26 protein-coding genes are annotated in these 26837 nt (G+C 71.4%); 18 read left to right on the top strand and 8 right to left on the bottom strand.

Translation table 11 applies throughout. The features are described from left to right. Positions 1-160 precede the first annotated feature (160 nt). On the bottom strand, positions 161-1345 hold the full coding sequence (locus ACFY8O_RS25715; RefSeq protein ID WP_387906200.1) for a PP2C family protein-serine/threonine phosphatase: 1185 nt from the start codon (positions 1343-1345) through the stop codon (positions 161-163). A gap of 96 nt (positions 1346-1441) precedes the next feature. Between ACFY8O_RS25715 and ACFY8O_RS25710 the strand changes: the two genes are divergently transcribed. Beyond that, positions 1442-1945, top strand: a complete 504-nt coding sequence (locus tag ACFY8O_RS25710) for a MarR family winged helix-turn-helix transcriptional regulator (RefSeq protein WP_387906198.1) — start codon at positions 1442-1444, stop codon at positions 1943-1945. 216 nt (positions 1946-2161) lie between these two features. On the opposite strand, the gene ACFY8O_RS25705 is transcribed toward ACFY8O_RS25710, so the two are convergent. Continuing rightward, positions 2162-3664: a SulP family inorganic anion transporter gene (locus ACFY8O_RS25705; RefSeq protein ID WP_387906196.1), complete on the bottom strand. Its 1503-nt coding sequence runs from the start codon at positions 3662-3664 to the stop codon at positions 2162-2164. A 253-nt stretch (positions 3665-3917) separates the two neighbouring features. Between ACFY8O_RS25705 and ACFY8O_RS25700 the strand changes: the two genes are divergently transcribed. Continuing rightward, positions 3918-4442, top strand: coding sequence for a MerR family transcriptional regulator (locus ACFY8O_RS25700; RefSeq protein WP_387906194.1), 525 nt, complete (start codon positions 3918-3920; stop codon positions 4440-4442). A 258-nt stretch (positions 4443-4700) separates the two neighbouring features. Continuing rightward, positions 4701-5009 (top strand): hypothetical protein, encoded by a 309-nt coding sequence (locus ACFY8O_RS25695; protein WP_145809309.1) that lies wholly within the window; start codon positions 4701-4703, stop codon positions 5007-5009. Here ACFY8O_RS25695 and ACFY8O_RS25690 read toward each other — a convergent pair. Continuing rightward, positions 4942-5514, bottom strand: coding sequence for a TIGR03086 family metal-binding protein (locus tag ACFY8O_RS25690; protein ID WP_387906190.1), 573 nt, complete (start codon positions 5512-5514; stop codon positions 4942-4944). The genes ACFY8O_RS25695 and ACFY8O_RS25690 overlap by 68 nt on opposite strands. 77 nt (positions 5515-5591) lie before the next feature. Between ACFY8O_RS25690 and ACFY8O_RS25685 the strand changes: the two genes are divergently transcribed. Next, positions 5592-6428, top strand: a complete 837-nt coding sequence (locus ACFY8O_RS25685; protein ID WP_387906187.1) for an AraC family transcriptional regulator — start codon at positions 5592-5594, stop codon at positions 6426-6428. Between the two features lie 192 nt (positions 6429-6620). Beyond that, positions 6621-7370: a Mut7-C RNAse domain-containing protein gene (locus ACFY8O_RS25680; RefSeq protein ID WP_387906184.1), complete on the top strand. Its 750-nt coding sequence runs from the start codon at positions 6621-6623 to the stop codon at positions 7368-7370. A 125-nt stretch (positions 7371-7495) separates the two neighbouring features. Here the strand turns inward: ACFY8O_RS25680 and ACFY8O_RS25675 are convergent, their stop codons facing one another. Then, the gene (locus ACFY8O_RS25675) at positions 7496-8014 is read right to left on the bottom strand and encodes a hypothetical protein (protein ID WP_387906181.1); all 519 of its coding nucleotides are present in this window, start codon (positions 8012-8014) and stop codon (positions 7496-7498) included. Between the two features lie 164 nt (positions 8015-8178). Here ACFY8O_RS25675 and ACFY8O_RS25670 point away from each other — a divergent pair, with 164 nt between their 5' ends. Further along, complete coding sequence (locus tag ACFY8O_RS25670; protein WP_145809313.1) at positions 8179-8514, top strand: YnfA family protein; 336 nt, start codon at positions 8179-8181, stop codon at positions 8512-8514. Between the two features lie 62 nt (positions 8515-8576). Continuing rightward, entirely contained in the window at positions 8577-9335 is a 759-nt protein-coding gene (locus ACFY8O_RS25665) for an SDR family NAD(P)-dependent oxidoreductase (protein ID WP_145809314.1), read from the top strand. Between the two features lie 192 nt (positions 9336-9527). Here ACFY8O_RS25665 and ACFY8O_RS25660 read toward each other — a convergent pair whose 3' ends face one another. Next, on the bottom strand, positions 9528-10721 hold the full coding sequence (locus ACFY8O_RS25660) for an RtcB family protein (protein WP_387906179.1): 1194 nt from the start codon (positions 10719-10721) through the stop codon (positions 9528-9530). 172 nt (positions 10722-10893) lie between these two features. On the opposite strand from ACFY8O_RS25660, the gene ACFY8O_RS25655 reads away from it, so the two are divergent. The 3 genes from ACFY8O_RS25655 (at position 10894) to ACFY8O_RS25645 (ending at position 14324) form a co-directional block, all read left to right on the top strand. Further along, positions 10894-11712 (top strand): DUF3558 domain-containing protein, encoded by an 819-nt coding sequence (locus ACFY8O_RS25655; protein WP_145809317.1) that lies wholly within the window; start codon positions 10894-10896, stop codon positions 11710-11712. A gap of 234 nt (positions 11713-11946) precedes the next feature. Then, a complete protein-coding gene (locus tag ACFY8O_RS25650) occupies positions 11947-12774 on the top strand; it encodes a DUF3558 domain-containing protein (RefSeq protein ID WP_145809319.1) in 828 nt (275 codons plus the stop codon). 182 nt (positions 12775-12956) lie between these two features. Beyond that, positions 12957-14324 carry a DUF2637 domain-containing protein gene (locus ACFY8O_RS25645; protein WP_387906175.1) on the top strand — a complete coding sequence of 456 codons (1368 nt, stop codon included), beginning with the start codon at positions 12957-12959 and terminating at the stop codon, positions 14322-14324. A 73-nt stretch (positions 14325-14397) separates the two neighbouring features. On the opposite strand, the gene lysS is transcribed toward ACFY8O_RS25645, so the two are convergent. Next, positions 14398-16149 carry a lysine--tRNA ligase gene (gene lysS / locus ACFY8O_RS25640; protein WP_387906172.1) on the bottom strand — a complete coding sequence of 584 codons (1752 nt, stop codon included), beginning with the start codon at positions 16147-16149 and terminating at the stop codon, positions 14398-14400. 145 nt (positions 16150-16294) lie between these two features. On the opposite strand from lysS, the gene argS reads away from it, so the two are divergent. Continuing rightward, positions 16295-18064 carry an arginine--tRNA ligase gene (argS, locus tag ACFY8O_RS25635; RefSeq protein WP_387906169.1) on the top strand — a complete coding sequence of 590 codons (1770 nt, stop codon included), beginning with the start codon at positions 16295-16297 and terminating at the stop codon, positions 18062-18064. Between the two features lie 185 nt (positions 18065-18249). On the opposite strand, the gene ACFY8O_RS25630 is transcribed toward argS, so the two are convergent. Then, the gene (locus ACFY8O_RS25630; protein WP_387906166.1) at positions 18250-19659 is read right to left on the bottom strand and encodes a transcriptional regulator; all 1410 of its coding nucleotides are present in this window, start codon (positions 19657-19659) and stop codon (positions 18250-18252) included. 394 nt (positions 19660-20053) lie between these two features. Between ACFY8O_RS25630 and ACFY8O_RS25625 the strand changes: the two genes are divergently transcribed. The 7 genes from ACFY8O_RS25625 (at position 20054) to ACFY8O_RS25595 (ending at position 25451) form a co-directional block, all read left to right on the top strand. Then, entirely contained in the window at positions 20054-20824 is a 771-nt protein-coding gene (locus ACFY8O_RS25625) for a DUF4232 domain-containing protein (protein ID WP_387906163.1), read from the top strand. Positions 20825-21132: 308 nt separating this feature from the next. Beyond that, a complete protein-coding gene (locus tag ACFY8O_RS25620; protein WP_387906160.1) occupies positions 21133-21801 on the top strand; it encodes a DUF4097 family beta strand repeat-containing protein in 669 nt (222 codons plus the stop codon). Positions 21802-21827: 26 nt separating this feature from the next. Then, on the top strand, positions 21828-22790 hold the full coding sequence (locus ACFY8O_RS25615; RefSeq protein WP_387906157.1) for an ATP-binding cassette domain-containing protein: 963 nt from the start codon (positions 21828-21830) through the stop codon (positions 22788-22790). Next, entirely contained in the window at positions 22787-23563 is a 777-nt protein-coding gene (locus ACFY8O_RS25610; RefSeq protein WP_145809331.1) for an ABC transporter permease, read from the top strand. The genes ACFY8O_RS25615 and ACFY8O_RS25610 overlap by 4 nt, the downstream gene beginning before the upstream one ends. 202 nt (positions 23564-23765) lie before the next feature. Then, positions 23766-24116: a hypothetical protein gene (locus ACFY8O_RS25605; RefSeq protein WP_387906154.1), complete on the top strand. Its 351-nt coding sequence runs from the start codon at positions 23766-23768 to the stop codon at positions 24114-24116. 76 nt (positions 24117-24192) lie between these two features. Beyond that, on the top strand, positions 24193-24600 hold the full coding sequence (locus ACFY8O_RS25600; RefSeq protein WP_387906151.1) for an SRPBCC family protein: 408 nt from the start codon (positions 24193-24195) through the stop codon (positions 24598-24600). 92 nt (positions 24601-24692) lie between these two features. Next, entirely contained in the window at positions 24693-25451 is a 759-nt protein-coding gene (locus ACFY8O_RS25595; protein ID WP_387906150.1) for a DUF4253 domain-containing protein, read from the top strand. Between the two features lie 19 nt (positions 25452-25470). Here ACFY8O_RS25595 and ACFY8O_RS25590 read toward each other — a convergent pair whose 3' ends face one another. After that, complete coding sequence (locus ACFY8O_RS25590; protein ID WP_387906149.1) at positions 25471-26787, bottom strand: hypothetical protein; 1317 nt, start codon at positions 26785-26787, stop codon at positions 25471-25473. Between the last annotated feature and the right edge of the window lie 50 nt (positions 26788-26837).

Below are 26837 nucleotides of genomic sequence, written 5' to 3'. Positions count from 1 at the left end.
TCGGCAACCATTGCCCACAAGCGATGCGGATGGCAAGCCACCCCCCCTGCACGGCGGAGCTCCCAAGAGCGTTCTCACATCAGTCCTGCCGCGGTTCTTCACGGGAAACACACAGCCCGGGCCCACCCCGGCCCCTCACGTCAGGGGTGGGCCCTTTCTGTCAGCCCGCCCCGGGGCGACCGTGCCAGTCGAGGCACAGGACCAGCGCGTCGTCCACGACCGGACCGCTGCCCTGGTGCCCGAGCAGCGACTCCAGCACGGCGCGCGGCACCTGGGACGCCGGCAGCAGCCGCGTCTCGGTGATCGCCCTGGCCAGGGCGCGCACGCTGTATTTCTCGCCCGCGGGTGACAGGGCGTCGTACACCCCGTCGCTCACGAAGAAGAGCCGGTCGCCGGGTTCCACCGTGAAGTCCTGCACCGTGTAGACCGTGTCCTGGAACATGCCCAGCGGCATCTGGGCCTCCAGTTCGACGGCTTCGACCACTCCCGCGCGCAGCCGCCAGATGCGGGGCGAGCCCGCGTCGATGATCTCCACGTTCCCCGTGGGGAGATGGAAGCGGAGCAGCAGGGCCGCCAGATGACGGCTTCCGTGGTGCTGGCCGAAGACGGCCTGGTCGGCCAGGTACGCCTGGTCGGCCAGCTCCAGCCCGGCTCGCCGGGCGTTGCGCAGGGCGTTGACGGCCAGATTGGTCAGCAGTGCGGCGTCGATGCCTTCGCCCATGCCGTTGTTGACGGTCAGTACGAGTTCGTCGGCCGACGCGGACCAGTCGAAGCTGTCGCCGTGGATGGCGTAGGCGGGCTGGAGCTGGGCGCCGATGCTGTACTCGTCACGGACGCAGGAGCGCCCCGGCAGGAGCTGCCACTGCATCTCCGCGGCCAGGGTCAGACGCTCCGCCCTGCGGGCCTGGAGGAAGAGGTCGGTGTCCCGCTCGGCGACGACGACCTCGTGGGCCAGCGCCTGCGCGCAGGCCGCCAGATCCTCCAGTGCGTCGCTGCCGGGGCCCGCCCCCTCGCTGTCGGGAAGAGTGACGCGGAGCACTCCCAGGCGGTCGCCCCGCACGGTGACCGGCAGGTGCACCGTCGTGGTCGACGCCTTCGGGTCATGGACGCAGTGCGGCGCCTGCGCGCCGAAGGCCCTTCCGGCATCGCTGCCGTGGACCGGCACGGATCCGCCGGAGTGATACATGTCACCCACGGGCTGGAGCCGGGACGTCGCGTAGTCGGACAGCAGCAACTCCACCCCCTGGGCCTGGTGTCGCTGCTCGATCTGGGTGCGCAGCACCTCGACGATCCGATGGGGCACGGCCTCGCGCAACAGGCGCTCGACCGCGCTGGGTCTGTCCACTTGTACTGGTCTCGCTTTCGTTGGCATATCTTCGATGACACGGTTGCTCACACCGGCCAGCCGGCACGGCCCACAGAGCTCACTCGGGAGTGTCACATGCGCGAGGATCCCGCCCCGGACGGCCAGGACGCACCGGACGGATCCCTAGACGCCGGGCACCTGCTGGAACTCCTGACGATCGCCTGGGAACGCGGCCGGGACGCCTTCGACACGGCACCGGTCTCCCCCGTCCAGACCCGCGTGATGTACGTCGTCGAGCGGGAGCCGGGCATCAACATGCGCGACCTGGGCCGCCACCTCGCGATGGCGGCTCCCTCGGTCAGCCGCCTGTGCGACCGGCTCCAGGCCACCGGGTTCCTCCGCAGGACCCCCCGGGCGGAGGACCGGCGCGAGACGGAACTGCGGCTCACCGATGTCGGCCAGGCGCACCTGCGCGCCCTCAGGCAGCGGCGCGAGCAGTACCTCCGTACGACCATGGGCGAGATGCCGCCGGCCGCCCGCCACGCGCTGACCATCGGTCTTGCGGCGTTCTGCGAGGCGGCCGGCGGGCCGCCCCAGGCGGCGAGCCGCCGCCCGCACGAACGCCGGCGCAGCGCGTGACCGGACTCACGCCAGGACCCCGGCCCGGCGCGTGACTGGACTCACGCCGAAGATCCGGCTCCGCGCGTGACCGGACTCACGCCCAAGATCCGGCTCCGCGCGTGACCGGACTCACGCCAGGATTCCGGCCCGGCCGCGCGGCGCTCACGAAAGCCCGGTGGGTCCTCGGCACGTGAGCACGCCGGTTCGTTCCGGGCGCCGCGCGGGCGGCACTCGTCAGGGGCTGCCGGTGAGTTCACCGCTGAGGGAGCGGTGCAGCCGGGCGCTCCCCTCGTTGAGTCCGGTGATCTCCACGCTCTTGCCGCGCTGTTCGTACTTCGTGGTGATCGCGTCCAGGCTCGCGACGGCCGAGGCGTCCCAGATGTGCGCGGCGGCCAGGTCGATGACGACCCGCGCGGGGTCGCCCGCGTAGTCGAACCGTCCGACCAGGTCGTTGGACGAGGCGAAGAAGAGTTCGCCGGTCACGGAGTAGACGACCCGCCCGCCGTCCTGGTCGGTGACGGCGGTGACGTCGGCCAGGTGGGCGACCCTCCTGGCGAAGATGATCATCGCCGTCACGGAGCCGACGACGACGCCGACGGCGAGGTTCTCGGTGGTGACCACGCAGACGACGGTGATCACCATGACCGTGATCTCCCCGGCCGGCATCCGCCTCAGGGTCCTGGGCGCCACGGAGTGCCAGTCGAACGTCGCGAAGCAGACCATGACCATGACCGCGACGAGGGCCGCCATGGGGATGCGCGAGACGAGCGGCCCGAACACGATGCACAGCACCATCAGGAAGACGCCTGCCAGGAAGGTGGACAGCCGGGTACGGGCGCCGGAGACCTTCACGTTGATCATCGTCTGGCCGATCATCGCGCAGCCGCCCATGCCACCGAAGAAGCCCGTGACGATGTTGGCGATGCCCTGACCGATCGATTCACGGGTCTTGCTGGACCGGGTGTCGGTGATCTCGTCGACCAGCTTGGCCGTCATCAGCGACTCCATCAGACCGACCAGCGCCATGGCCAGCGCGTACGGGGCGATGGTGGTGAGCGTGTCCAGGGTGAAGGGCACGTCCGGCAGACCGGGCACGGGCAGGGACGAGGGCAGCTCCCCCTTGTCGCCGACCGTCGGTACGGCGATGCCTGCGGCGACGGTGATCACGGTCAGGACGACGATGGAGACCAGCGGAGCCGGGACCGCCCTGGTGATCCGCGGGAAGAACACCATCAGCAGGAGCCCGCCGACGACCAGCGGGTACACGGGCCAAGGGACGTCGCTCACCTCCGGGACCTGGCCCAGGAACACCAGGATCGCCAGCGCGTTGACGAAGCCGACCATGACGCTGCGCGGCACGAACCGCATCAGCCGGGCGACACCGAGCGCCCCGAGGACGATCTGGAAGACCCCGCCCAGGATGACGCCCGCGACCAGGTAGCCGAAGCCGTGTTCCCGGTTGAGCGGCGCGATGACGAGGGCGACGGCGCCCGTCGCCGCCGAGATCATCGCCGGCCGGCCTCCGACGAAGGAGATGACGACGGCCATCGTGAACGCGGCGAACAGTCCGACCGCCGGGTCGACCCCGGCGATGATCGAGAAGGAGATCGCCTCGGGAATGAGGGCCAGGCCCACGACGAGACCGGCCAGGGCCTCGGTGCGGAAGACCTTCGGGGACAGCCAGGACGGCCTGACCGGACGCGGCCGGCCGGCCGGGGACAGAACGGAGGGAGGCAAGGGAAGCGTGACCTGTCGTTGCTCGGGCACACCCGGAGGGCCGGGGGGATGCGGGACGTGCGGGATGCGAAGGGCGCCGGCCCCAGGCCTCCGCGAGGCGGCCAGGGGCAGGAAGACGGACGCCGCGGGACCCCTGGGAACGGGGTGAGCGGCTGCGCGGGACTCGCGCCCCGCCGGGCACCGGTTCCGCCGGAGGCGTCATCGACCCCGGCATCCGGGCACCGACCAACTCTACCCTAACGTTAGAGTAGGGATGGAAGCGCCGTTCTCCCGTGGGCACGGCGGACGTCGAAAGGGCACCGTGAACAGCCAGCACATGCAGATCGGCGAGGTGGCCAGGCGCACCGAGCTGTCACTGCGCACGATCCGCCACTACGAGGAGTCCGGGCTCGTGGTGCCCTCGGCCCGGTCGCGGGGCGGATTCCGGCTGTACACCGAGGGGGATGTGGCCCGGCTGATGGTCATCCGCCGGATGAAGCCGCTCGGTTTCACCCTCGACGAGATGCGGGACCTCCTGGAGGCGGTCGACCGCCTCGACACCGGGGAGGAGCTCGCCCCGGATGAGCGCGAGGCGCTGCTGGACCGGGTTCGCGTGTACGAGCGCTCGGCGGCGGAACAGGTGGTGAAGCTGCGGACCCAGCTCGCCCGGGCCGAGGAATTCGCCCTGACCCTGCGCACACGGCTGGAGCGGAGCGGCCCGCAAGCGCCCCAGGATCCGCACGAGCCACGGGTGACCGCCTTGCCCGGCCTGGAGCGCGCCGTTCCGCCGGAGGCCTGACCCCCTACACGCAGGCACGCACCTCGGCCTCCTGGACGCGTACCCGCCGGGGGCCCGGGTGGGCGGGCGGGGCCTCCACGGACGCCGGCCGGACCGACCGCCTCCGTCCTGCGCCCTGCGCCCTGCGCCCTGCGCCTTGCGCCCTCCGCCGGAATCCCGAGGTCGCTCTTCGGCCATTCATTGGCCGAAGAATGATCTTCAGCCCCACGGGGCGCCCTGCCGATGCAAGGAGCACGACTCCCGAGGAGGGCGCCCGGCATGGAGGACCTGCTGCTGACCCTGGCCGTCCCGGCCGTGGTCCTGGCCGGCGGGGTGTACGCGGTCTGCGACTGCAGGCGGCAGCGCCGGCGCCCGCCCTCGCCGTACACCCGCCGGGCCGCCGAACTGGCCGCGCGAGACGCCGTGGACCGGGCGGTGACCGTCGTCGAAGACGCCTACACCGCCCTCGGCGGCCTCTACGCCGACCCGGCCACCCCGTACCCGGCCGGACCGGCCGCCGTCAGCGGCGGGGCGGGCTCCAGCCCGGATCACGACCCGTCCCGGCCAGCACCCGTTCGAAGGCCGTAGCCCCGGGAGCCGTCGGGAAGGGCTCTTTGAACACCTTCATCTTCCGGGCCTGCGGGGCCATCTCCGCGAGCCAGGGCTCCATCTCCGCCACGGATTCGGCGTCGGGCACGTAGTCCTGGCCCGTCGCGCGGGCCAGGTCCCAGGCGTGCACGGTGAGATCGCCCAGCACCATCAGACCGACCGTCCTGGCGGGCAGCGCCATGCCTCCGCTCACGCCCTCCTCCGCCCCCGGCTGCGCCCAGGCCTTCACCAGGTGCGCCGTCTCGTCCTCGAAGCGGCTGCGCCAGTCCCCCTCGACGACGTCCGGTGTGCGGCTGAAGTCCACGGGCTCCTTGGCGGCCAGGACGCGGAAGTTCGCGATCACGCCGAAGAGATGGTTGAGCAGGGCCCGTACGTCGTAGTCGCTGCACGGCGTGGCGTCGGACAGGTCGTCGTCACCGATTCCCCGCACGACGGGCACCGCCTGCGCGGCGGCTCGTTCCAGAAGTTCGCTGATCGTCCTCATGCCTTCCACCGTGCCCCTCACGGAGCCGTACGTCTTGAAGAAACGCGACGCGCACGGACGCGTCCTAAGATCCGTCCATGGCCGGACCCGGACGCGAGACACGGGGCATCGTCGATGCTCCCGACCTGTTCACCCGTGTCCGCTTCCGCCTCCGCGATCCCGCTCCGGAGCTGCGGCCCCATGTGGAGCACTACTGGCTGATCGACTGGGACCTCTCCGAGCCCTACACCTCGCAGGTGGTGCCGCACCCCTGCGTCCACCTGGTCTTCCAGCGCACCGGGACCGGAAGCGAGAGCGAGCGCGCCGGCTCGGCGCAGGTGTACGGCGTCGTACAGGGGCTGTTCAGCCAGCGCCTGGAGGGCAGGGGCCGGGTCTGCGGTGTGAAGTTCAGGGCGGGGGCCTTCCGGCCGTTCGCCCCGCACCGGCCGGTGTCGGCCTGGACCGGGCTCCGTGTCCCCGCCGACGAGGCCATGGCCGTCGCGAAGGGCGGGCCGCCCCTCTCCGCCGCGACGCGGGACGTCCTGGACCCGCCCGGCGAGGACGCGCGGGTCGCGGCACTCGACGCCTGTCTGCTGCCGCTCGTCCCCCCGTCCGACCCGCAGGCGGAACTGGCGAGGGCGCTCGCCGAGCGTGCGCGCGCGGACCGCTCCCTGCTCCGGGTCGACGCCCTCGCCCGGGCGGGAGAGATGTCGGTGCGTTCCCTGCAACGGCTCTTCTCCGGCTACGTGGGAGTGAGCCCCAAGTGGGTCATCCTCCGCCACCGCATCCACGAGGCGCTGCAACGCGCCGTCACCGACCCGGAGCCCGACTGGGCGCGACTCGCCGGTGATCTCGGCTACAGCGACCAGGCGCACCTGGTCAGAGACTTCACGGCCACCGTCGGGGTCCCTCCGACGGCCTTCGCGCCGCGCTGACACCGCTCCGCCGGCAACGGCGCTCCGGACGCGAGTGCCGCGGGAGCGGCTTCGTCCTCGCCGGCACCCGTGACCTCGCACACCCGCCCGGCCGCCCCCGGGTGGCGAACGGCTGGCGGCCGGACCTCACCGCCCTGCGATCCGCACCGGAAACCTTTCGCCGCCCGGCCGTACGGGTGGCATCCTGACCAGGTGAACGGACCCGAGATCACCCTCGAAGTAGCCCCGGAACTGCGGCTCTTCGTCGCCCATGGCCGCCGCGGCGGACGCACGGCCGTGACCACCGACGGGTCGTCGACCCTCGGACACGTCGTGGAGTCCCTCGGCGTACCGCTCACCGAGGCCGGTCAGCTGCTCGTCGACGGCCGGCCCGTGCCCGCGTCCCACATCCCGGGGGCCGGCGAACTGGTCGAGGTCCTGGCCGTGCGACGCCCGCAGCCGGTCCCGGGAGCGCCCCTGCGCTTCCTGCTGGACGTCCACCTGGGCACGCTCGCCCGACGGATGCGGCTGCTGGGCGTGGACGCGGCGTACGAGAGCGAGGACATCGGCGATCCCGCGCTGGCCGCCCTCTCCGCGAAGGAGCAGCGCGTCCTGCTCTCCCGGGACCGGGGGCTGCTGCGCCGCAGGGAGATCTGGGCGGGGGCCTACGTCTACAGCGACCGCCCGGAGGAGCAGCTGCGCGACGTGCTGGGCCGCTTCGCTCCCGTACTCGCGCCGTGGACCCGCTGCACCGCGTGCAACGGGGACCTGGTCGAGGCGGACAAGGACGCCGTGAGTGCCCACCTGGAACAGGGCACGCAGGCGTCGTACGACGTGTTCGCGCAGTGCACGGCCTGCGGCCGGGTGTACTGGCGGGGCGCCCACCACACCCACCTGGAGACCATCGTGGCGGACGCCGTGCGGGAGTTCGGCGGCGCGGGGAGCGGGACTCCCGCCGTCTGAGCCGCGTCCTCCCGGGACCTGAGGCCTGTCCGGAGAGCGCCGGGCCGTCGCGCACCGCGGGCCCGCCGCCCGGCAGGTCGGGCGAGGACAGCGGGGACGCCCCCGCCGACGGGCCGGGAGGGGTCTCAGAAGGCGTAGGCGTCACCCGTGGCGGGAGCCAGCACCTGGTGGGTGTCGTTTCGCCTGTTCCGGTCGCTCGCACCACCGTTCCAGAGCGTGTCCACCCGGACGACCACCTCGGCCGGGCGGCCCACCAGCCGGAGGCCGACAGCGGTGCGCCGCGCCGGTCCGGCAGCGGTCAGCGGCCCGGTGCCGCACAGCACCGTACGGCCGCCGCTGCGCAGACACCCCTGGGGCAGTTCCTGTCCGGCGGCGAGCGGAACGGAGAAGCGCAGCCGGACGGTCACGTCCTCGAGCCGGGAGGGCCCCCGGTTCCCGGTCCGCACCAGGACTCCGAGGCGGTCGCCCCACAGCGAGACGCGCCCGTGGTGCGCCACGTCGGCCTCCGGTGCGATCCCCCGGGCCACCCCCGCGCCGGCCGCCGGCTCGGCGACGGCGGCCAGCCCCGGGCCGCCGAGCACCAGGGCCGCGGTCAGCGCCGTTGCGGCAGACGTCTTCAGTACAGCTCTACGCGTCACTCCCATGCGCCGAACATACCGATCGCCCCAATCATCCCTGTTCAAGGACCGGTTCGCCGCGCCTCGCCCACCCGCACGGCCCACCGCGGCCCCGTGCCCCTGCCGGCGGACCTCCCCGCCGCCCTGCTCCCCCACCCCGCCTCCCGCACCTCGCATGGCACGCTGACGCCATGCTCATCGCTCGCTCCGTCGCCCTCTTCGTCGTCGCCGCGCTCTTCGAGATCGGAGGGGCCTGGCTGGTCTGGCAGGGCGTGCGCGAGCACCGCGGCTGGATCTGGATCGGCGCGGGCGTCCTCGCCCTCGGCGTGTACGGCTTCGTGGCGACCCTCCAGCCGGACGCCGACTTCGGCCGCATCCTCGCCGCGTACGGCGGGGTGTTCGTCGCCGGGTCGATCGCCTGGGGCATGGTCGCCGACGGTTACGAGCCGGACCGCTGGGACGTGACCGGAGCACTGATCTGTCTGGCGGGCATGGCCGTGATCATGTACGCCCCCCGCGACCACTGAGGAGGCCTCCCGACCGCCCGCCTATCCTGGCCCCGTACTGATCAGCTGTCCGAGGAGTTCGCATGGCCGCCACCCCCATCGCCGTCATCACCGGTGCGAGCAGCGGCATCGGCGCCGCGACCGCCCGGCAGCTGGCCGCCGCCGGATACCGCGTCGTGCTCACCGCACGCCGCAAGGACCGCATCGAGACGCTCGCCGCCGAACTCACCGAGGCGGGCCACCAGGCGACGGCGTACGCCCTGGACGTCACCGACCGCGCGGCGGTGGACGAGTTCGCCACCGCGTTCCGCTCGCTCGCCGTCCTCGTCAACAACGCCGGCGGCGCACTGGGGGCCGACCCGATCGCCACCGGCGACCCCGCCGACTGGCGCCAGATGTACGAGACCAACGTCATCGGCACCCTCAACGTCACCCAGGCGCTGCTTCCCGCCCTCACCGCGAGCGGCGACGGCACGATCGTGATCCTCTCCTCGACCGCGGGCCACTCCACGTACGAGGGCGGTGGCGGCTACGTCGCCGCCAAGCACGGCGAGCACGTCCTCGCGGAGACCCTGCGCCTGGAGATCGTCGGCACCCCGGTCCGGGTGATCGAGGTGGCTCCCGGCATGGTCAAGACCGAGGAGTTCGCCACCACCCGCTTCCGCGGTGACGCCGAGAAGGCGGCCAAGGTCTACGCGGGCGTCGACGCCCCGCTGTCCGCGGACGACGTGGCCGACACGATCACCTGGGCCGTCACCCGCCCCAGCCACGTCAACATCGACCTGCTGGTGGTCCGCCCCCGCGCCCAGGCCTCCAACTCCAAGGTGCACCGGACCCTCTGAGGCCCGGCGGCCGGCCGCCGGCGCGAGCCCCGGATCCCCGCCCGAAGGGCCGCCGCTCCGCCGCGTCTCCGCAGGCCGCTGGGCCCCGCTCACACAGCGGCAGGCCCCGGATCGCGGACGGTCCGGGGCCTGGCGGTGCGGCGCGGCCCGGCACCTCGGCCAGGGTCCGCCGTTCGTGTGGGCCGGAGGGCCTCAGCCCTTCACACACACGACCTGCTTGAGCTTCGCGACGACCTCGACCAGGTCACGCTGCTGATCGATGACCTGCTCGATCGGCTTGTACGCGGCCGGGATCTCGTCCACCACGCCGGAGTCCTTCCGGCACTCCACCCCACGCGTCTGGTCCTCCAGGTCCTTCGTGGAGAACTTCCGCTTGGCCGCGTTCCTGCTCATCCGCCGCCCCGCGCCGTGCGAGGCGGAGTTGAACGACTTCGCGTTCCCGAGGCCCTTCACGATGTAGGAGCCGGTCCCCATGGAGCCGGGAATGATCCCGAACTCCCCGGAGCCCGCACGAATGGCACCCTTCCTGGTGACCAGCAGATCCATGCCCTCGTACCGCTCCTCCGCCACGTAGTTGTGGTGGCAGGAGATGACCGGCTCGAACGTGACCCTGGCCTTCTTGAATTCCTTCCGGACCACGTCCTGGAAGAGGCCCATCATGATCGACCGGTTGAACTTGGCGTACTCCTGAGCCCAGAACAGGTCGTTGCGGTACGCCGCCATCTGCGGGGTGTCGGCGATGAAGACCGCCAGGTCACGGTCGACGAGGCCCTGGTTGTGCGGAAGCTTCTGCGCCTGCCCGATGTGGAAGTCGGCGAGTTCCTTGCCGATGTTCCGCGACCCGGAGTGCAGCATCAGCCACACCGACCCCGCCTCGTCGAGACAGAACTCGATGAAGTGATTTCCGCTACCGAGCGTGCCCATCTGCTTGGTGGCACGGTCCTGCCGGAATTTGACCGCCTCGGCGATCCCCTCGAAACGCGACCAGAAGTCGTCCCAGCCCGCCGTCGGGAAGCCGTGCAGTCTGCCGGGCTCGACCATGTTGTCGTGCATCCCCCGGCCCACGGGAATCGCCTGCTCGATCTTCGACCGGAGTCGCGAGAGGTCTCCCGGCAGGTCGTTGGCCGTCAGCGACGTCTTCACCGCGGACATTCCGCAGCCGATGTCGACCCCGACCGCGGCCGGGCAGACCGCGCCGTGCATCGCGATCACGGAGCCGACGGTCGCCCCCTTGCCGAAGTGGACGTCCGGCATCACGGCGAGGCCCTTGATCCAGGGCAGCGTGGAGACGTTGCGCAGCTGCTGCATCGCGACGTCCTCGACCGACGCCGGGTCCGCCCACATCCGGATGGGAACCTGCGCACCCGGTACCTCTACATACGACATAACCCCTCTATTCCCCCGATAAAGACTGAAAGCGCAAAACCGGTGCCAAGGTCGGCATAACGGTTGGCCGACCGGCATTCACAGCGGCGCGTGCGATACACATTGTGTCCATCGGCCGCCAACGAGCGGCAACCCGTTTTCGTACCGAAGGGAGCCTGGGACCGTGCGACACATGGCGTACGTACCCGGCGTCGCGCTTCTCGCAGCGCTCGTCGCCGGCTGCAGCGCCGGCTCCGACGCCGACGATTCCGACGCCGACAGCAAGCCCGGCAGCCCGACGGTCACGGCCGCGCCTCCCGGTAAGTACCGGACGCTGCCCGAGTCCTGCCGTGCCGTACCGCGTTCCACCCTCCAGGACCTGCTCCCGGGCGCCTCCGGACTCTCGGAGGAGCAACAGGAGAAGGTGTACGAGGGCACGGCCACCGTGACCTACGACACCGACCGCAAGGTCGGCTGCCGCTGGAAGTCGGACGCCCCCGACGCCTCCCGGAATCTCTCCATCGACTTCGAGCGCGTCGTGTCGTACGACCCGGCGGTGAGCGACGACGACCGCGCCCGCGAGGTGTACGGCACGAAGCAGGACGCCGCCGCCCTTCCGGCACCGAACGGCGCCACCCCCAGCGAGACGCCCAGCGGATCGGCCTCGGGCTCCCCCGGCGCCACCCCGTCCGGGTCCCCGAGCGGCTCGTCCTCCGCGTCCCCCTCGAACGAGCCGTCCGGCGACACCACCGGCGTGGACCCCGACAAGGATCTCCGGCCGCGTCTGCTCGACGAGCTCGGGGACGCCGCGTTCCTGGACGACGTGCTCACCCGGGCGGGTTCCACCGCGCAGCACCGCACCGTGAGCGTGGTGTTCCGCACATCCAACGTCATCGTGACCGTCCAGTACACGGAGCAGCCCTCGGACATCACCGGGGTGCCCGACAGCCGGGAACTGCAGGAGAAGGCCCAGGCCCTGGCGCGGAAACTGGACGAGACCCTCAGCGAATGACCGGCCTCCGGAGGTCACCGGCCCGGGCCCCCCGCGCGCCCCGTGGCCTCCGGGCGGCGGCCCCGTCCGGTCGCGGTCCGTCGTACCGTGGCCCCCGGCCGCCGTGACGACCGGCGCGGTATCGAGCGACCGCCGTCACCGCCGACCGCCGTACCGACCGACCGCCGCAACGACCGCCGTAACGACCGACCGCCCGCACGACCGAGACCGCCGTGCCGTCCGAGTGAAGGAACCATGCACCGATCAGCCCCGCGACTGTCCCGCATACTCGCCTGCGCCGCCGTTCCGGTGATGCTCGTCGTCGCCGGCTGCTCGTCGGACTCCGACGAAGCGAAGGGCTCGGGCTCCTCGACCTCTCCGAGCGTGAAGAAGACGGAGCCGACCGTCGAGCCCGCGAAGTTCGCCACCCTGCCCGACGCCTGCGGGTCGATCGGCAAGAAGACGATCGAGGACCTGGTCCCCAAGACCAAGACCAAGAGCGGCACCCCGGGCAAGTCCAGCGACACCGCCGTCCGCGGCGGCTGCTCCTGGAACGGCCTGGACGACAACGGCGTCAAGGGCTCGCAGTACCGCTGGCTCGACGTCGGCTTCACCCGCTTCGACTCGGACCAGTCCCTCGGCAGCGGAGCGAAGCGGGCGACGGAGGAGTACACCAAGCAGGTCTCCAAGGCGCAGGCGACCGAGGGCGCGAAGAAGGCCTCGGCCAAGCCCGCCGAGGACATCGGTGAGCAGGCCACCTCGGTGACGTACAGCCTCACCAAGTCGAAGGAGGACTTCGAGTACGCGACGATCGTGGCCCGCACCGGCAACGTCGTCGTCAGCGTCACCTACAACGGCGCCGGGTTCGCGGGCGCCAAGACGCCTTCCGCCGCCGACATCCTGAAGGGTGCCCGGAAGGCCGCCGCCGAGGCCGTCGCCGCGGTCGGCGCCGACAAGCCCACGGCCTCCCCGTCGGGCGAGGCGTCGTCCTCCGCCAAGCCCTCCGCCAAGGCCTCGTCCTCCGCCAAGGCGACGTCGAAGGCGACCTCGAAGACCACCGCGAAGGCCACCGCCAAGTCGTGACCAGAGCCCGGCAGGGGTGCGAACTCCCCCGGCCGGAGGGCCCTTTACGAAGCCCGGTGCTCCCGCGAGCACCGGGCTTCGCCCCCTCCCCGCGCAACACGCCCGGCCGGCATGTGCCAGGCTGTGCCCGCGCCGGATACCGAAAGCGGAGCCGGTTCGTTCAAGTCGGGAGGGGATCGCGGGTGGCCGCAATGCAGCTGACACGCACGCACCGCGTACTCATCGGGGTCGTCGTCGCCGGCGCCGTGCTCATCGCCGCGATCGGTTTCGCGGGCTCGTACGCCGCCGTCCGTGAACTCGCGGAGGAGAAGGGCTTCGGCCAGTTCTCGCTGGTCTTCCCGATCGGCATCGACGCGGGCATCTGCGTCCTGCTCGCGCTGGACCTCCTGCTGACGTGGATGCGCATCCCGTTCCCGCTGCTGCGTCAGACGGCCTGGCTGCTGACCGCGGCGACGATCGCCTTCAACGGCGCCGCGGCCTGGCCCGATCCGCTGGGCACCGGCATGCACGCGGTGATCCCGATCCTCTTCGTGGTCGCCGTCGAGGCGGCGCGGCACGCGGTCGGCCGGATCGCGGACATCACGGCCGACAAGCACATGGAGGGCGTCCGCCTCACCCGCTGGCTGCTCTCCCCCGTCCCCACCTTCAAGCTGTGGCGCCGGATGAAGCTGTGGGAGCTGCGCAGCTACGAGCAGGTCATCAAGCTCGAACAGGACCGGCTGATCTACCAGGCCCGCCTCCAGGCCCGCTTCGGCCGCAACTGGCGCCGCAAGGCACCCGTCGAGTCGATGATGCCCCTGCGCCTGGCGAAGTACGGCGTCCCGCTCGCCGAGACCGCCCCGGCGGGCCTCGCCGCCGCGGGCATCGAGCCCGCCCTGCTGCCCCCGGCTCCGGCCGAGGTGGAGTCCGGACAGCAGCCCCAGCTCCCGTACGTCCCGCAGGAGCGCCGGACGCGGCCCGAACAGCGGGAAGAACCTCGGGCGGAGCACGAGGAACCGGCGCACCAGCAGCAGGCCCCGCCGCGGCAGCCGTACCCGCAGGAGGGCCCCGGCTCGCACGACAGCCCGTGGTTCGCGGCACCCCAGGTGCCGGAGGACGCGTACGAGAGCGCGTACAACCCGACGTACGTCGAGGGCCTGGAGCCCACCCCGGTGATGATCCCGTCGGGTCCGGGCGGCCGGACCCGCCCGCTCGGCAACGTGGGCACGATCGGCGCCTTCCCGCACCCGCGCGCCGCGGAGCCCGAACCCGGGCACCCGCTCGCGCAGCAGGCGCCCGAGCAGCCGGAACTGGAGCAGCAGGACCAGGTCCAGCAGGACGACCCGGCCGAATGGGCCGAGGCCGAGGTCGAGTTCAGCGAGATCGCGTACGAGGTGTTCACCGCGTACACGCACCAGCACCAGGACTACCCGAGCGCCGAGGTGCTCGACATACACCTCTCGGACGGCCACAACGTCCGCCACCCGCGCAGCGCCGCCCTGCTCCGCAGGCTGCTGCCGGGCTTCAAGCAGCGCTTCGACAACGAGATGGCCGCGGACCACATCGCGTAGCCGCGCAAGCCGGCAGGAAGACGAACGGGCGGGCCGCTGAGCGGCCCGCCCGTTCACACATCCGCGGTGAGCGCTACGCGCCGAGCAGCGTCCGCACCCGGTCCGCCCCGACCGCCAGCAGCAGCGTGGGCAGGCGCGGCCCGGTGTCCCGGCCGACGAGCAGCCGGTACAGCAGCGCGAAGAAGGAGCGCTGGGCGACCTTCAGCTCCGGCGTCGGCTTGGCGTCGGGCTCCAGGCCCTCCAGCACCTTCGGCACGCCGTAGACCAGCGTGGTCAGCCCGTCCAGCGACCAGTGCGAGTCCAGCCCCTCCAGCAGCAGCCGCAGCGACTCCCGGCCCTGCTCGTCCAGGGAGCCCAGGAGCTCCTTGTCCGGCTCGTCACGGACGATGGTGCGGGCCTCCGCCGGCACCTGGGTGGTGATCCAGTTCTCGGCGCGGTCGAGCCGGGGCCGTGCCTCGTCGAGCGAGGTCAGCGGGTTCTCCGGGTCGAGCTCGCTGAGGATGCGCAGCGTCTGGTCCTCCGCGCCCGCGGTGATGTCGGCGACCGAGGCCAGCGTGCGGTACGGCAGCGGGCGGGGGGTGCGGGGGAGCTCCCCGGCGGCGGTGCCGACGGCCCGGGTGTAGGCGGCGGCGTCGGCGGGGAGCACCGTGCCGTCGGCCACCTTGCGGGCCAGCGAGTCCCACTCGTCGTACAGGCGCTGGATCTCCTGGTCGAAGGCGATCTTGAAGGACTGGTTCGGCTTGCGGCGCGCGTACAGCCAGCGCAGCAGGGGTGCCTCCATGATCTTCAGCGCGTCGGCCGGGGTCGGCACGCCGCCCTTGCTGGAGGACATCTTCGCCATGCCGGAGATCCCGACGAACGCGTACATCGGGCCGATCGGCTGCACACCGCCGAACACCTCGCGCACGATCTGGCCGCCCACGACGAACGAGGAGCCCGGCGAGGAGTGGTCCACTCCGCTGGGCTCGAAGATCACGCCCTCGTAGGCCCAGCGCATCGGCCAGTCGACCTTCCAGACCAGCTTGCCGCGGTTGAACTCGTTCAGCCGGACCGTCTCGGCGAAGCCGCACGCCGAGCAGGTGTAGTTCAGCTCGGTCGTGTCGTCGTCGTAGGCGGTGACGACGGTGAGGTCCTTCTCGCAGTTGCCGCAGTACGGCTTGTACGGGAAGTAGCCGGCCGCGTTGGAGCTGCCGTCGTCCTCGCTCGCCGCGCCGGACCCCTCGGCGGCCTCCAGCTCGGCCTCGTCGACCTTCTTCTGCTGCGGCTTCTTGCCGCCCGCCGCGCCGTCCTTCTTGGTGCGGTAGCGGTCCAGGACGGCGTCGATGTCCCCGCGGTGCTTCATCGCGTGCAGGATCTGCTCGCGATAGGTGCCCGCGAGGTACTGCTCGGTCTGGCTGATCCCGTCGTACTCGACACCCAGCTCGTCGAGCGCCTCGGTCATGGCGGCCTTGAAGTGCTCGGCCCAGTTCGGGTACGCGGACCCGGCCGGGGCGGGCACGGACGTCAGCGGCTTGCCGATGTGCGCCTGCCAGGAGTCGTCGACGCCCTCGACGCCGTTCGGCACCTTGCGGTAGCGGTCGTAGTCGTCCCAGGAGATCAGGTGGCGCACGGTGTACCCGCGGCGGCGGATCTCGTCGGCGACCAGGTGCGGGGTCATGACCTCGCGGAGGTTGCCCAGGTGGATCGGCCCGGACGGGGAGAGGCCGGACGCGACGACGACCGGTTTGCCAGGCGCACGTCGCTCCGATTCGGCGATGACATCGTCCGCGAAGCGGGAGACCCAGTCGGTCTCGGTGCTGCTCTGACTCGAAGCCACGGTCGGCACGTCCTTCTCTCGTGTAGGACTCGTAGGGGACGCCCACGAAGGGCACCCCCATTCTCCCAGGTACCGACCGCAGCGCGAAAACGGCTTTACGCCCCGTGGGATACTGGGGTGATCCCTTGTCCTCTACCGAAACGGCAGCCGGCTCATGGCTTCGGTCCCCTCCCTCGCTTCCACGCTCCAGCAGCAGCTCGCGGACGCCCTGACGGCAGCCCTGCCGGAGGCCGGCACCGCGGACCCGCTGCTGCGCCGAAGCGACCGGGCCGACTTCCAGGCCAACGGCATCCTGGCCCTCGCCAAGAAGCTCAAGGGCAACCCGCGCGAGCTGGCCTCCAAGGTCACCGCGGCGCTCCCGGCGGGTGAGCTGATCAAGGACATCGAGGTGTCCGGCCCCGGCTTCCTGAACATCACGCTCACCGACCGGGCGATCATCGGGACACTCGCCGCGCGCGCCGCGGACGGCGACCGGCTCGGCGTCCCGCCGAAGGCCGCCCCCGGCACGACCGTGATCGACTACGCCCAGCCGAACGTGGCCAAGGAGATGCACGTCGGCCACCTGCGGTCGGCGGTCATCGGCGACGCCATGGTGCAGATCCTGGAGTTCACCGGCGAGAACGTCGTCCGGCGTCACCACATCGGCGACTGGGGCACCCAGTTCGGCATGCTCATCCAGTACCTCTTCGAGCACCCGGACGAGCTGAAGCACGAGGACGACAAGGCGGACGGCGAAGCGGCGATGTCCTCGCTGAACCGTGTCTACAAGGCGTCCAGGGTCCTGTTCGACACCGACGAGGGGTTCAAGGCCCGCTCGCGTGACCGGGTGGTGGCCCTCCAGGCCGGGGACCCGGAGACGCTGGCGCACTGGCAGCGCTTCGTCGACGAGTCGAAGATCTACTTCTACTCCGTCTTCGACAAGCTCGACATGGAGATCGCCGACCCCGACATCGTCGGTGAGTCCGGCTACAACGACATGCTCGAGGAGACCTGCCGGATCCTGGAGGAGACGGGGGTCGCCGTCCGCTCCGAGGGCGCCCTGTGCGTGTTCTTCGACGACGTGAAGGGCCCGGACGGCAACCCGGTCCCGCTGATCGTCAAGAAGACCAACGGCGGTTACGGCTACGCGGCCACCGACCTCTCCGCGATCCGCGACCGGGTGCAGAACCTCAAGGCCGACACCCTGGTCTACGTCGTGGACGCCCGGCAGTCCCTGCACTTCAAGATGGTCTTCGAGACGGCCCGCCGCGCCGGCTGGCTGAACGAGGACGTCAAGGCGCACCAGCTGGCCTTCGGCACCGTCCTCGGCAAGGACGGCAAGCCGTTCAAGACCCGTGAGGGCACCACCGTCCGGCTGGAGGACCTGCTGGACGAGGCCGTCGAGCGGGCCACCGCGGTGGTCCGGGAGAAGGCCGAGAAGGTGGGCCTGACCGAGGACGAGATCGTCGAGAACGGCCGGTACGTCGGCGTCGGCGCCGTGAAGTACGCGGACCTGTCGACCTCCGCCGTGCGGGACTACAAGTTCGACCTGGACCAGATGGTGTCGCTGAACGGCGACACCTCGGTGTACCTCCAGTACGCGTACGCCCGGATCCGCTCCATCCTGCGCAAGGCGGGCGACGCGAAGCCGGCCGCGCACCCGGAGCTGGAGCTGGCCCCGGCCGAGCGCGCGCTGGGCCTGCACCTGGACCAGTTCGGCGCCGTCCTGGACGAGGTCGCCGAGGGGTACGAGCCGCACAAGCTGGCCGCGTATCTCTACCAGCTGGCCTCGCACCTCACGACCTTCTACGACCAGTGCCAGGTGCTGAGCGACGAGAACCCCCCGGAGGTCGTCGAGAACCGGCTGTTTCTGGTCGAGCTCACCGCCCGGACCCTGCACCAGGGCATGAGGCTGCTCGGCATCCGGACGCCCGAGCGCCTCTGAACCGGCACCGGTGCCGCACGGCACCGGATGCGGGACAGCACGGATCGCCCGTGCGGGACACGGTCCCGCACGGGCGATCGCGTACCTGCCCGCGGCGGCGGCTCAGTCGAAGGCGGCGGCGAACATGCCCGGCTCGTAGGAGCCTCCCCGTCGGTGCGGGATGACGGCAAGCCGGCCGGCCGGGCTCAGTACTCCTCCTCCGGGACCCACTGGTCCGTGTCCGCGCGGTAGGTGAAGTGCGGCCGTGCCGCGAGGGCGCTCGTACGGAACGGCTGGCCCCGGTCGTCGATCCGCAGGGTCCCGCTCCGGCCGCCGCTGGTCCACTCCAGCTCCAGGTACCAGGTCACGTCGTGCCCCTCCACATGGGCGTCGAGGTGGAACACCTCGACGTCCGTGGAACTCACCCGGTACGGGAAGTCCTTCGCGGGGACGACCTTGCCCGCGTCCTCCCCCGCGACGGGGGTGGACCGGGGCCGGCTGTCGTCCAGGTCGATGTCGAACGTCTGCGGCGTGATGCCACCCCCGCAGCCGTTGCCCATGGAGTACGCGTTCCAGGGGAGCGCCGCCTCGCGTCCCAGCACCCGCACGTGAAGGGCGTTCAGCACGACCGCCTCCCCGGACGTCCCCTGGAGCGTGAGTTCGAGCTTCATGTCACCGCCGTCCACACCCCCGAGGGCCCGCGCCCAGCTGCGGGAGTCCTGGGGCGGGGGGTTCGGCGGCACGTCGTCGGGCTCCTGGTCGAGGAGGTAGTACTGCCCGCAGGGTGACTCCCAGTTGTACGAGCTGATCGTGGCGTTCACGGGTACGCCACTGCTCTCGTCCGGGGCTCCGGACGCCTCCGGAGGGGCCGCTGACGAGCTGCGCCCGCCGGCCGGGGTGGCGTCCTCGCTGGGCTTCGCCGACGTGCCCGCCCCCTTGCCCGGCTTGGCGCTGCCGCTGACACGGCCGCTGGGCACGACCTGCGCGAGGCTGGGCTCCGCCTGCGTACGCCCGTCGTCGGACGGCTCGTCACCCGTGAGGCCACGGACGGCGAACGCGGCGGGCACGGTGAGCGCCACGACGGCCACCGCGGTGAGCAGCACACGCAGCCGCCGCGTGGACCGCCGCCGCTCGGGCGTGCGGTCGCCGGGGCGGGGCGCCTCGGGCGTCACATCCTGCGCCGGGAATTCCGTTTCCGGCTGAGGAACAGCTTCCGGTTGGGCCTCAGGCTCAGTTTCCCCGGCCGTGGATCCCTCGGCCGGGACGCCCTTCGCGACGGAGTCCTCGGCCCCGGGTTCCCCGACGCCGGGCTCCCCGGCATCCGCCTCGGGAACGGCGGCCGGAGCCGACGCCGGCTTCCGCGCGCCCCGCCGCTTGGCCTCGTCGGCCAGGATCCACTTCCGGTGCAGGGCGACCAGTTCGTCGGACGAGGCCCGGCACGCCCGCGCGAACCGCTCGACGGGCGCGTACGCGTGGGGGACGGCGTCGCCGTTGCAGTAGCGGTGCACGGTGGACGTGCTCATGTGCAGCTTCTGGGCGAGGGCCCCGTAGCTCAGTCCTGACCGCTCCTTCAACCCCCTCAAGAGCGCCGCGAAGTCCTGGATCTCTGTATCCACCCCGACCGTTCCCCTTCTGTTCCTTCCCGGAACGGCGTCCCAGGGAAGTGCTGTTCGCGCAGGTCAGAGTGTGTGCGAACGTTCCAGCGTCCCGCATGGCCCGCCAACCGTTGCGGCGGAAATCCGGGCCTGGACAAGATGTGGACACACCGCGGCGTTCCCCGCGACCAGCACATCCCACCCTCACCCGTCCCGGGAGCCGCCGTGCGTACCCGACCTGAACTCAGCCTGACCGACGCGGTCGCCACCGGAGTCCTGATCGCCTGCATCGCGGTCGTCATCGCACTCCTGTGACACCTCTGATCACACGTCACCACCCAGTACACCCGCCCGTACCTCACGGCGCCAAACGGCGCCCCGGGCAGACGACATCGACCAACGGGGAGAACCACTCATGCGCAACCTCCACATCCGCCGCGCCGCCCGCACCTCCGTCCTGGGCGCCGCCGCCCTGATCGCCGCTCTGTCCCTCACCGCCTGCCAGGGCGACAGCCCGGAGCCCGCGGACGGCGCCGCCGGCACGACCTCCCAGCAGCCGTCCGACGGCGCCTCCGCGGCTCCGGTGTCGGACAAGGGCACGGACAACGCCACGGACACCGGCGCGGACGGGGAAACGGCCGGGAAGACCACGGGAGGATCAGGCTCTGCTGATTCCGGTTCGGGCACCGACAAGGATTCCGGTTCCACCGGCGGGAAGTCCGGCACGAAGGAGGGGCAGGACAACGGCGACACCGGCCCCGTCACCCGCGCGTGTGACGGCGGGAACTCCAAGGTGACGATCACCGCCGTGCCGCGGCCCGTCAACCACATGCTGCTCACGGTCACCAACACCGGCTCGAAGGCCTGCAACGCCTACTACTACCCGTTCCTGCGGTTCGGTGAGGCCCAGTCGGCCCCGCAGGCGTACGAGGAGAGCAAGCCGCAGGCCGTCGTCACACTCAGCCCCGGAGAATCCGCCTACGCCGGTGTCATGACCTCCTCCGCCGACGGGAGCGGCACCGGCGGCTACTCCACCAAGGATCTGACGGTCAGCTTCCAGGGCCTCGAAGGCTCCGGCTCCACCGGCCCCACCGCGAACGTGCCGCTCAGCAAGCCGGTGTACGTCGACAGCACCCTGGCCGTCACGTACTGGCAGACCGAGATGGACGACGCGCTCATGTACTGACCCGCACCCGCGCACCGGGCCCGGCACCCCCTGGAAGGGTGCCGGGCCCGGTCGCGTTTCCCCCTCCCTGACGGCAGACCCTTCGCCGCGTGGAGGTCCGTCATGTCCGCCACATAGCGTTCACTCATCGACCATTGCAACGAACCCGGAGCGTGCCGTTGCATTGAATTCAAAAGCATTGCAACGAAAACCTGGCTACCGCCTGCAATAATAAGAATCTAGCGCAACGAGCTTGTTGCCGGTTTCTTGAACGCAACGTAGCGTTTCCATCGTCAGAAACAAGGAACCCGGGAAACAAGGAGCGCACGATGCAGAAGTACGACACCCCCACCCCCGTCTCCGCCCACCTCACCATCTCTGCCGGGCGCCTCCAGATCATCGCCGCGGACCGCACCGACACCACCGTCGAGGTCCGCCCCGCCAACCCCTCCAGCAGCCGCGACGTGAAGGCGGCCGAACAGACCGACGTCACCTACGAGGACGGCGTCCTGCGCATCCACGCACCGGAGGCGAAGAACCGGCTCCTCGGCAACTCCGGCTCCGTCGAGGTCACCGTCCAGCTGCCCGCCGGGTCCCACGTGGAGGCGAAGGCCGCCGCCGCCGAGTTCCGGGGCGTGGGACGCCTCGGCGACGTCACCTTCGACGGCGGTCACGGCTCGGTCAAGGTCGACGAGGCCGCGAGCGCCCGCCTCACGGGCCTGGACGCCCACGTCACCGTCGGCCGGCTGAACGGCCCGGGCGAGATCAGCACCCAGCGCGGCGACGTGCACATCGTGGAGGCCGTGCACGGACAGCTCACCCTGAGCACCCAGCAGGGCGACATCACCGTCGGCGCCACCCGCGAGGTCTCCGCCTCCCTGGACGCCGGAACCACCTACGGCCGGATCGACAACGCCCTGAAGAACACCGGCGGCACACCCGGTCTGACCATCAAGGCCACCACCTCCCAGGGCGACATCACCGCCCGCAGCCTCTGAACCGCGACCTCCGAAGGAGCACCAGCATGACGAACCCGGCCATCGCGGCGAGCGGGCTGCGCAAGTCCTACGACGGCAGGACCGTCCTGGACGGCATCGACCTGACGGTCCCTGAGGGAACGGTCTTCTCCCTCCTCGGCCCCAACGGCGCCGGCAAGACCACCGCCGTCAAACTGCTCTCCACCCTCATCACCCCGGACACCGGCTCCGGCGACATCCGTGTCGCCGGCCACGACCTCGCCACCGAACCCCAGGCGGTGCGCGCCGCGATCGGTGTCACCGGCCAGTTCTCCGCCGTGGACGGGCTGATCACCGGCGAGGAGAACATGCTCCTCATGGCCGACCTGCACCACCTGTCCAAGACCGAGGGCCGCAGGGTCACCGCCGAGCTGCTGGAGCGCTTCGACCTCACCGACGCCGCGAAGAAGCCCGCCTCCACCTACTCCGGCGGCATGAAGCGCCGCCTCGACATCGCCATGACCCTCGTCGGCAGCCCGAGGATCATCTTCCTCGACGAGCCGACCACCGGCCTCGACCCGCGCTCACGCCACACCATGTGGCAGATCATCCGCGAACTCGTCACCGGCGGCGTCACCGTCTTCCTCACCACCCAGTACCTGGAGGAGGCCGACGAACTCGCCGACCGCATCGCCGTCCTGAACAACGGCAAAATCGCCGCCGAAGGCACCCCCGACGAACTCAAGCGCCTCATCCCCGGCGGCCACGTACGCCTGCGCTTCACCGACCCCACCGCCTACCGCACCGCAGCGGAAGCCCTGCACGACGCCACCCACGACGACGACGCCCTCTCGCTCCAGATCCTCAGCGACGGAAGCCAGCGCGACCTGCGCACCATCCTCGACCGGCTCGACACCGCCGGCATCGAGGCCGACGAACTCACCGTCCACACCCCCGACCTCGACGACGTCTTCTTCGCCCTCACCGGCTCCACCACCGTCCCGGCCCAGTCCAAGGAGACAGCCCGATGAGCAACCTCTCCCTCGCCGTACGCGACTCCTCCACCATGCTGCGCCGCAACCTCCTGCACGCCCGGCGCTACCCTTCGCTCACCCTGAACCTGCTGCTCACCCCGGTCATGCTCCTGCTGCTCTTCGTCTACATCTTCGGCGACACCATGAGCGGCGGCGCGGGGCGCGACGAGTACATCGCCTACATCGTCCCCGGCATCCTGCTGATGACCATCGGCTCCACGACGATCGGCACCGCCGTGTCGGTCTCCACCGACATGAGCGAAGGCATCATCGCCCGCTTCCGCACCATGGCCATCCACCGGAGCTCCATCCTCTTCGGACACGTCGTCGGCAGCGTGCTCCAGACGATCATCAGCGTGGTCCTCGTCGGCGCCATCGGTGTCGCCATGGGCTTCCGCTCCACCGACGCCACCGTCCTGGAGTGGCTGGCGGCCTTCGGCCTCCTCGCCCTCTTCGCGCTGGCCTTCACCTGGATCGCGGTCGGCATGGGCCTCGGCAGCCCCAACGCCGAAGCCGCCAGCAACAACGCCATGCCGCTCATCCTGCTGCCCCTCATCTCCAGCGCCTTCGTCCCGCTGGACTCCATGCCGGGCTGGTTCCAGCCGATCGCCGAGTACCAGCCCTTCACCCCCGCCATCGAAACCCTCCGCGGCCTGCTCCTCGGCACGGAGATCGGCGACAACTGGTGGATCGCCCTCGTCTGGTGCCTCGGCCTCACGCTTCTCGGCTACCGCTGGTCCAAGGCCCAGTTCAACAGCGACCCGAAGTAACCGGCATGACCGCGCGGGCCACCCCCCGCCGACCCGCCCCACCCGCTCCCCCAGGGCGGCGTACACCGGCACCGAACCGGTCGTACGCCGCCCTTCGGTCTGCCGGGCCGCGCGGCGGGTCCCCTCACGGCTGGGAAAACCGGACCAGGACTGAGTACGACCGCTCATGTGCGGCGCCATCCGCCCGAGTTGACTCGTAGACATGCCGGACGACCCGCTCAGCCCCCGCGCCCCGCACGCCTGGGTCGCGCCCCTGATCTCCACCCTCCTCACGCTGCCCGCGGCGGGCCTCGCGCTGCTGTACGGGGGCCTGTCCCCCATGGCCTGTGACTCCTGCGACGGTCCACAGGCAGACCGCTTCACCGATTCTTTCGACACGGCCTGGACCGTGCTCAGCACCGGTCTCGTACTGTCCCTGATCGTCCTCGTGGCGAGCTGGGCCCTGCCCCGGCAACGCCGGCAGGACGCGAAACGGGCGCTCCTGGCCACGGGCGCACCCGCTGTCGTCGTGGTCACGTTCCTCGCGTTCATGGCACTCGTCGACTGGCCCTGACCACGACAAGGGCCGCACGGGCTCCGTGTCCGATCCGTCCAAGACGGTGCACCGGCGACTCGGTAGCGTCAGCTCCATGACCACTCACGCCGGAGAATCCCGCCACATCAGCATCCACATCGAGCGCCCCGCCGAGGAGGTCTACGCCTACGCCTCGGACCCCTCCCACCTGCCCGAATGGGCCGCAGGCCTCGGGAAGTCGATCGAGGAGACCGACGGACGGTGGATCGCCGACTCGCCCATGGGGCGGGTCGTGGTCGATTTCGCGCCCAGGAACGACCTCGGCGTGCTCGACCACCACGTCACCCTCCCTTCGGGCGAAACCGTCTACAACCCGCTGCGGGTGATCGCCGACGGAGACGGGTGCGAGGTCGTGTTCACCCTGCGCCGCCGGCCGGACATGAGCGCCGACGACTTCCGGAGCGACGAGGCCGCGGTGGCAGCCGATCTGGTCACCCTCAAGCGCCTCGCCGAACAGGCCTGAGGGGCCGCACCTGCGGAACAGCCCCGGAGCGGGGGCGGCAACGCACCGCCGCCGCACCCGCGTTGTCAGTCCCGGATCCTAGGCTGATCTTCATGGCCACCCTCCCGAACCAGCTGCCCCGGCTCGAACTCCCGGCGGGCACACTCCTGACCACCACGGCGGACGGCCCGTGGCACGAACCTCTCCTCTGGTACGCCGACGAGCCGGCGCAGCCGGGCGACTGGGCCCGGCTGCGTGCCACGGGCCGCCCCCTCGGCCTGCTCCCGGTCCTGCTCGACGGCGGCCCGCGCGACGAGGGCCCCCAGCACTGGGAACTCAGCCCCGCGGACACCAGCTACCCAGGTGACCACGACGCCGAGGACGTCCTCGCCGAGGCCTGGGAGGCCTACGCCTGCGACGAGTTGGGGAGCGAGCACGCCGAGTGGCCCGGACTGGCCCCGGCCCCGGCCGGGAGCACCCCCGAGACCCCGGACGAACTGGCCGCCGGGATAGCCGACATGATCGCGGGGACCGCACGGCCCGCGCTCGTCCCCGCCCGGCGCAGCGCCGACATCCCCGCGGCGATCGGCTGGTCCGGGCCGCTCAACCACGAGAACGACGTGGCCCGCCTCTGCGCGGTACTGCGCTCCTGGGAGGACCGGTACGACATCAGGGTCGTCGCGCTCGGCTTCGACACCATGAAGGTGTCCGTGGGACGGCCGCCGACCACCGGGCCGGAGGCGTACGCCCTGGCCGCCGAGCACTTCGCCTTCTGCCCGGACAACATCGACCGTGAGCCGCCCCACGGACTGCGTGTCTACGCCGAAACACACCTGCTGGGACAGGAGGTGTGGACGTTCTGGTGGGACTGACCGACCCCGACGGCGCCCGTCAGAGGAACCGTGAGCTGGTCACCGGTCCGGAGGAACGCAGCCGGGCCCGGTCACCCCTGAGCCACGTACCGGCCACTGCGGAGACGAAGTCGGTGAGCTTCTCGGCAGGGTCGGGGGGCGTCTCCCCGTCCCCCGCCTCCGGCGCCGGATCTGCTCCCACGATCTCGGCGGCGATCACCGCCTCCGGCCGCCGGTCGGACTCCCCGCGCTCCACCTCACCGTCGGCGCCCTGGCGAAGACCGGCCCCCCACGGCGCCACGGCCGACTGGTGGAGCAACGTGACACTGTCCGCGGTGACGGCGGGCGGGTCGGTCCAGCAGGAGGCGTGCTCGTGCAGGACCTGCCCCGGCGCGCGTTCGAAGAGCTGCCCGATCACCTCGGGCCCGCCGTCGGCGCGCGCCGTCCCGTCGAGGTCGTAGGCGATCACCACGGTGTCCTCGCGGCCGGCCTCGAAGGGTTCCGCCGGAAGGCCCAGCACCTCGGCGGCGGCAAGTCCCAGGATCCTGCTCCCCCGGTCGGGCAGCAGGGACACCGACCGAGGACGCACCCCGGCGGCGGCGACCACGGACTTCAGCCGCAACAGCCCGTACAGACAGCGCTCGTGGGAGTCCTGGAGATAGGCGTACCGGCCCGCCATGCCCGCGTCGAAGCCGAACGGGGACAGCGTGCCCAGCACGGTGCCCCCCATCACGTACTGCCAGCCGCGGAGGTCCGAGTGGTCCAGCGGGCTCACCCGCCCCACGACCGAGGCACGCTCCAGCACACGGTTCTGCCGGTCCCGCGCCCCGATCCAGACGTCCTCGGCGGGGTCGGGCAGACGGGCGTGCTGACGGCGGGCCAGCTCCAGGTCACCGGCCAGGACGGCGTTGAACACCAGGAGATAGCGGTCGGGCCAGTCGGCGAGCCCGTCCTCGTGTGCGAGCAGGGCGTCGACCGCGTCCCGGTGCCGGCCCTCGTCCTCGTACGCCGAGACCAGTTCACGCAGCAGGCCGGCGGACCCCGGGGCCAGTCGCAGCGCCTCCCGCAGCGCGGGTATCGCCAGGTAGGAGACACCGCGCTCCACGCACGCGTAGCCGTAGTCGTAAAGCGGACGCGCCCGGTCGGGACGCGCGGCCAGCGCCGTCGCGGCCTTCCGCAGGTCGTCGAACCCCGCCGCCCCGGCAGCCCGCGCGACCACGTCAGCGACCTCCCCCAGCGGCGCGGAGGAAACCTGCCTCAGCTCACGCAAGGCGCCCGGGACGTCACCCCGGTCGAGGCACTCCCGGGCGGCGGCCAGCTCGGGGGACGGGGGACGGCGATTCCTGCGAGAGAACATGCGGGCGATCCTCCCCGTAGCCGGGCACGCCCTCAACCGAATTGATCAAG

This window comes from Streptomyces argenteolus (assembly GCF_042902585.1).
GTDB classification, from domain to species: Bacteria; Actinomycetota; Actinomycetes; order Streptomycetales; family Streptomycetaceae; genus Streptomyces; species Streptomyces argenteolus.
The sequence above is the reverse complement of the archived record's forward strand: the minus strand, read 5'-3'. Positions and strand labels throughout refer to the sequence as shown.